The 6,126-nt window shown below is 71.7% G+C and carries 6 protein-coding genes and 1 pseudogene; 6 read left to right on the forward strand and 1 reads right to left on the reverse strand.

Going from position 1 to position 6,126, the window contains the following annotated elements:
- Nucleotides 1-309, reverse strand: a pseudogene (locus tag H5J30_RS14250) (DUF5691 domain-containing protein); the annotation flags it as partial.
- A gap of 210 nt (nt 310-519) precedes the next feature.
- On the opposite strand from H5J30_RS14250, the gene kdpF reads away from it, so the two are divergent.
- The 6 genes from kdpF to H5J30_RS14280 all read left to right on the forward strand — a co-directional run bounded on the left by kdpF (nt 520) and on the right by H5J30_RS14280 (nt 5,958).
- Nucleotides 520-609 carry a K(+)-transporting ATPase subunit F gene (gene kdpF / locus H5J30_RS14255; RefSeq protein ID WP_181787808.1) on the forward strand — a complete coding sequence of 30 codons (90 nt, stop codon included), beginning with the start codon at nt 520-522 and terminating at the stop codon, nt 607-609.
- 10 nt (nt 610-619) lie between these two features.
- Nucleotides 620-2,284 (forward strand): potassium-transporting ATPase subunit KdpA, encoded by a 1,665-nt coding sequence (kdpA, locus tag H5J30_RS14260; protein ID WP_181787809.1) that lies wholly within the window; start codon nt 620-622, stop codon nt 2,282-2,284.
- Complete coding sequence (kdpB, locus tag H5J30_RS14265; RefSeq protein ID WP_181787810.1) at nt 2,281-4,380, forward strand: potassium-transporting ATPase subunit KdpB; 2,100 nt, start codon at nt 2,281-2,283, stop codon at nt 4,378-4,380. The genes kdpA and kdpB overlap by 4 nt, the downstream gene beginning before the upstream one ends.
- Nucleotides 4,381-4,389: 9 nt before the next feature.
- Nucleotides 4,390-5,001, forward strand: coding sequence for a potassium-transporting ATPase subunit KdpC (gene kdpC / locus H5J30_RS14270; RefSeq protein ID WP_181787811.1), 612 nt, complete (start codon nt 4,390-4,392; stop codon nt 4,999-5,001).
- A gap of 100 nt (nt 5,002-5,101) precedes the next feature.
- Nucleotides 5,102-5,359 (forward strand): hypothetical protein, encoded by a 258-nt coding sequence (locus tag H5J30_RS14275; protein ID WP_181787812.1) that lies wholly within the window; start codon nt 5,102-5,104, stop codon nt 5,357-5,359.
- A 110-nt stretch (nt 5,360-5,469) separates the two neighbouring features.
- Nucleotides 5,470-5,958 (forward strand): RNA polymerase sigma factor, encoded by a 489-nt coding sequence (locus tag H5J30_RS14280; protein ID WP_181787813.1) that lies wholly within the window; start codon nt 5,470-5,472, stop codon nt 5,956-5,958.
- Nucleotides 5,959-6,126 lie beyond the last annotated feature (168 nt).

The following is a 6,126-nucleotide window of genomic DNA, read 5'->3' on the forward strand; positions in this document are numbered from 1 at the left end:
TATCCGCAGCGTGGCCACCAGCCGCTGGAACGCCTCCGCCCAGTAGCCGGCGGCGCCCGGCGAACTCTCCTCCGCCTCCTCGTGCATCGCGGCGAGCGGTTCGAGGCGGACCGCGTACGAGGGGTCGAGGCAGCGCTCCGCGAGGCCCATCACGCCGCTGAAGCTCCACGGGTAACTGCCGCCGTCGCGCGCGATCTCCAGGGCGTCGACCACGGCCCGGCCCAGCTCCTCCGGCCACGGCACGGCGCATGAGCCGAGCAGGCGGAACGCCTCCGACAGCCCGTGCGCCGAGATGAACTCCGCCACCCACCTGCGCGTATGAATCACGTCAACGCCGCCCCCCGCCTCGTCAGGGGCCCGTCAACACCTGTCACCTCCGCCCCTCGGCGGGGTTTCCCTGGACAAGTCAGTTCGATTCGACACCGTCTAGGAGCACCCGATGGCCGACGTGGCCTTCGTCGTCACCACACTCGCGGTCTTCGCGCTGGTGGCGCTCATCGCCCGGGGGGTGGCCAAGCTGTGACCGCCGACAACGTGGTGGGCCTCATCGTGGCCGTCGCACTGCTGGGCTACCTGGTCCTCGCCCTCCTCTTCCCGGAGAGGTTCTGAGGTCCCGCCCATGAGCCCGATACTCGCTGACGTGCTCCAGGTGTCGGCGCTGGTCGCCGCCCTCGCGCTCGTCCACCGCCCCCTCGGCGACTACATGGCCGGGGTCTACGCCGGCAAGAGGCACAGCCGCGTCGAGCGCTGGATCTACCGCGCCGTCGGCGCCGACCCCGACGCCCAGATGCGCTGGCCCGCGTACCTGCGCGCCGTGCTCGCGTTCTCCCTCGCCGGCGTGCTCTTCCTCTACCTGCTCCAGCGGCTCCAGGACCGGCTGCCGCTCTCCCTCGGCTTCGCCGCGATCAGCCCCGACCAGGCGTTCAACACCGCCGCGTCGTTCGTCGCGAACACCAACTGGCAGTCGTACTCGGGCGAGTCCGCGATGGGCCAGCTCGCCCAGACCGGCGGCCTGGCCGTGCAGAACTTCGTCTCCGCCGCCGTCGGCATGGCCGTCGCGGTCGCGCTGATCCGCGGCTTCGCCCGCGCCCGTACCGGCGAACTCGGCAACTTCTGGGCGGACCTGGTGCGCGGCACGCTCCGCATCCTGCTGCCGATGGCCGCCGTCGCGGCCGTGCTGCTGGTCGCGTGCGGCGCGATCCAGAACTTCTCCGGTACGCAGTCGGTGACCACCGTGACCGGGCAGACCCAGCACCTCACCGGCGGCGCCGTCGCCTCCCAGGAGGCCATCAAGGACCTGGGCACCAACGGCGGCGGCTACTACAACGCCAACTCCGCCCACCCCTTCGAGAACCCGAACGGCATCTCCAACCTCCTGGAGATCTTCCTCCTGCTCGTCATCCCGTTCGCCATGCCGCGCACCTTCGGCAGGATGGTCGGCAGCGTCCGGCAGGGCTACGCCGTCGTGGCCGCCATGGCCGGCATCTGGCTGGCCGGCGTGGTCGCCGTGACCTGGCTGGAGGCCGCGCACCCGGGCACCGCCGCGCAGTTGGCGGGCGGCGCGATGGAGGGCAAGGAGCAGCGGTTCGGCGAGGGCGCGTCGTCGCTGTTCGCGGTCTCCACGACGATGACGTCGACCGGCTCCGTCAACTCCTTCCACGACTCCTTCGGCGGACTGTCGGGCGGCGTGCTGCTGTCCGGCATGATGATCGGCGAGATCGCGCCCGGCGGGGTCGGCTCGGGACTGTACGGAATGCTGGTCATGGCCGTCGTCGCGGTGTTCATCGCCGGGCTCATGGTGGGCCGTACGCCCGAGTACCTCGGGAAGAAGATCGGGCCCCGCGAGATGAAGCTCGCGGCCTGCTACATCCTCGTCACCCCCGCGCTGGTGCTGACCGGCACGGCGCTGGCGATGGCGACGGGCAACGGCGAGTCGTCGATGACGAACACCGGGCCGCACGGCTTCTCCGAGGTCCTCTACGCCTACACCTCCGCCTCCCACAACAACGGCAGCGCCTTCGCGGGCTTCTCGGCGAACACCGGGTTCCACAACACCGCGCTCGGCCTGTGCATGCTGCTCGGCCGGTTCCTGCCGGTGGTGTTCGTGCTGGCGCTGGCCGGCTCGCTCGCCGGGCAGCGGCCCGTGCCGGCGTCGGCCGGGACGCTGCGTACCGACAAGCCGCTGTTCACCGGCGTGCTGGTGGCGTGCATCGCCATCGTCGCCGGACTCACCTTCTTCCCGTCGCTCGCGCTCGGGCCGCTCGCCGAAGGACTGGCCGCATGACCACGCAGACACAGACGCCCCCGCACACCCCCGTGGATCCCGTACGGCACGAACCCGGACCCCGCGTCGCCGGGGGCCTGTTCGACCCCGGGCAGCTCCTGCGGTCCGTACCCGACGCGGTGCGCAAGCTCGACCCGCGGGTCATGGCGAAGTCGCCGGTGATGTTCGTGGTCGAGATCGGCTCGGTGCTGACCACGGTCCTCGCGGTCGCGGACCCGGGCGACTGGTTCGGCTGGGTCATCGCCGCCTGGCTCTGGCTCACCGTGCTCTTCGCCAACCTGGCCGAGGCCGTCGCCGAGGGCCGCGGCAAGGCGCAGGCCGACACCCTGCGCAGGGCGAAGACGGACACGGTCGCCCGCCGCCGTACCGGGGCCGGCTCGGAGGAGCTGGTGCCCGGCACCGACCTGCGCGTCGGCGACCTCGTCGTCTGCGAGGCCGGCGACGTCGTCCCCGGCGACGGCGACGTGGTCGAGGGTGTCGCCTCCGTCGACGAGTCCGCGATCACGGGCGAATCGGCGCCGGTGATCCGGGAGTCGGGCGGCGACCGGTCGGCGGTCACCGGCGGCACGAAGGTGCTCTCGGACCGTATCGTCGTACGGATCACCGCCAGGCCCGGCGAGACGTTCATCGACCGGATGATCGCCCTGGTCGAGGGCGCGGCCCGGCAGAAGACGCCGAACGAGATCGCGCTGAACATCCTGCTCGCCTCGCTCACGGTCGTCTTCCTCCTGGCCGTCGTCACGCTCCAGCCGTTCGCGGTCTACGCGGGCGCGGAGCAGTCGCTCGTCGTGCTGGCCGCGCTGCTCGTCTGCCTGATCCCCACGACCATCGGCGCACTGCTGTCGGCTATCGGCATCGCGGGCATGGACCGGCTGGTGCAGCGCAACGTGCTCGCGATGTCCGGCCGCGCCGTGGAGGCCGCCGGCGACGTGTCCACGCTGCTGCTGGACAAGACCGGCACCATCACGCTCGGCAACCGGCAGGCGCACGCCTTCCTGCCCGTACCGGGCACCGGCGAGGCGGAGTTGGCCGACGCCGCGCAGCTGTCGTCGCTCGCCGACGAGACGCCGGAGGGCCGCTCGATCGTCATCCTCGCCACCTCCCGCTACGGGCCGCGCGAGCGCGGGCCCGGCGCACCGGCGCAGGCCGACTGGGTGCCGTTCACCGCGCAGACCCGGATGTCGGGCGTCGACACCGACGGCCGGCAGGTCCGCAAGGGCGCGGCGGGGGCCGTCGCGGCGTGGGTACGGGACCGGGGCGGCGATGTCCCCGACACCGTACGGGACATGGCCGACACCGTCGCCGAGTCCGGCGGCACCCCGCTGCTCGTCGCGGTGGCCGACGACCGCGGCGCACGGGTCCTCGGCGTCGTCCACCTCAAGGACGTCGTCAAGGAGGGCATGCGCGAACGCTTCGCGGAGCTGCGCCGGATGGGCATCAGGACCGTCATGATCACCGGCGACAACGCCAAGACGGCCAAGGCCATCGCGGACGAGGCCGGCGTCGACGACTTCCTCGCCGAGGCCACGCCCGAGGACAAGATGGCCCTCATCAAGCGCGAACAGGCCGGCGGCAAACTCGTCGCCATGACCGGCGACGGCACGAACGACGCCCCCGCCCTGGCCCAGGCGGACGTGGGCGTCGCCATGAACACCGGCACCTCCGCCGCCAAGGAGGCCGGGAACATGGTCGACCTGGACTCGAACCCGACGAAGCTGATCGAGATCGTGGAGATCGGCAAACAGCTCCTGATCACGCGGGGCGCGCTGACGACGTTCTCCATCGCCAACGACGTCGCGAAGTACTTCGCGATCATCCCCGCGATGTTCGCCGCCGCCTACCCGGGCCTGGACAGGCTCAACATCATGCAGCTGTCCTCCCCGGAGTCGGCGATCCTCTCGGCGGTCGTCTTCAACGCCCTGGTCATCGTCGCCCTGGTGCCCCTGGCCCTGCGCGGCGTGCGCTACCGCCCGGTCAGCGCCGACCGGATGCTCCGGCGCAACATCGGGGTCTACGGCATCGGCGGCCTGGTGGCCCCGTTCCTCGGCATCAAGCTGATCGACCTCGTCGTCTCGCTCATCCCCGGAATCGGCTGAGGAATCCTGATGAACACTTCCGCACGCTCCACCGCCCGGCTGCTCTTCAGCGCGCTGCGCGCGCTGCTGGTCCTGACGGTGGTCACCGGCGTGATCTACCCCCTGGTGATCACGGGAGTCGCACAGAGCGCGTTCCCGGACCGGGCCAACGGCTCGAAGGTCGAGCACGAGGGCCGGGAGGCGGGCTCCGAGCTGATCGGCCAGAGCTGGAACATCAAGGGCACGGACAAGCCCGACCCCCGCTGGTTCCAGCCCCGCCCCTCCAACAGCGCCTACGACCCCCTGGCCACCGGCCCGTCGAACCTGGGCGCGTCGGACGCGACCCTGGTGAAGACCGTGAAGGAGGCGCGGCAGCAGGCGGCGTCGTTCAACGGCGTCCCGCCGTCGGCCGTCCCGAAGGACGCGGTCACGGGCTCGGGCTCGGCGATCGACCCGCACATCTCCCCCGCGTACGCGGAGATCCAGGTGGACCGCGTAGCGAAGGAGAACGGCCTGTCAGAACGTCAGGTGGCGAACCTGGTGAAGGACCACGAGAAGGGCCGTGACCTGGGCTTCCTCGGCAACGAGAAGGTCAACGTCCTGGAACTGAACCTGTCCCTGGCCCGGCTCGCGGACAACTGACCGGGTCCGGCGGTTCACATCCGGCCCCCGCAGCGCCTCTCAGCACCGTAGGTGTCGGCGATTCGCGGGGGCCGCAGCCGCTCGCGGGAAGGAGCACCGCATGGACCCGGTCTTGGCATCGGTGCTGATGGCCCTGGTCGGCCTGGGCGCACGGATCGTCGCCCTGGCGTTCCAGGAGGCGCGGGCGCGGCGGCAGGACCGCCAGGAGCAGTCGCGGCGGCGGGAACTCGCCGTGCTGGCACGTTCGTTGCCGCGGGGCAGCCGACTGGACGAGGTGCGCGAGGACGGCAGCGAAGTCCACCTCCGGATCCCCCCGGAACGGGTCGGCGGTCCCCGGGAAGAAGGCGGAACGGCGTGACGGGTCACGAACGGCGGCCGGGTGACGGGCCCCGCCCGCTGACAGCCCCCCAGGCCACGGAAGACTCCGGCGCGGCCCGCCGGGAGCCCGCTGGGGCCTTCGACGGGCCGATGACCGAGTACGAGGAGGCGTTCAGCCGGTTCTACCGGAAGCTGGTCGTCCCCCTGACCGCGTACCTCGTGTCCCAGGGCGCCTCCGCGCACCTCGCCGCCGAGATCGTCCAGGACACGATGATCAAGGCGTACCGGAAGTGGCACGAGGTCACCTGGCACAAGAGCTGGGTGTACAAGGTGGCGTACCAGGCATACGTCCGGCATGTCACCCGCGTCGACGAGGAGCCCGTCGAGGAGGTGCCGGAGCCGACCCCGCTGCTGCCCCGCCCGGACCAGGCGGAGGCGTGGGCGCAACAGCGGGAGATCGTCCACCTGCTACGGAAACTGCCGCCCCGGCAACGGCAGGTGCTGGCGCTGCACCACGACGGCTGGACCGCCGGGGAGATCGCCGAACTCCTCGGCATCGGCGACGCGGCGGTGCGGCAGAACCTGCGCAAGGCCCGCCTGGCCGCCGCCCGCCACCTCCGGCGCCGGGAGGAGGGGTGAGGGTGGAGGCCGTCGACCGGTGGCTCAAGGACCAGCACCGGCAGCTGCGTTCGGGGCTGTCGCAGCTCCTCGACGTCGAGACCGGGCTCCGGGAGGCGCACGACCAGGCGCGCCACGCGGAGTTGGTACGCGGCCTCGGCGGCACCCTCGACGCGGAAGCGGGGCTGG

The organism is Streptomyces phytophilus (assembly GCF_013870535.1).
GTDB lineage: Bacteria > Actinomycetota > Actinomycetes > Streptomycetales > Streptomycetaceae > Streptomyces > Streptomyces phytophilus.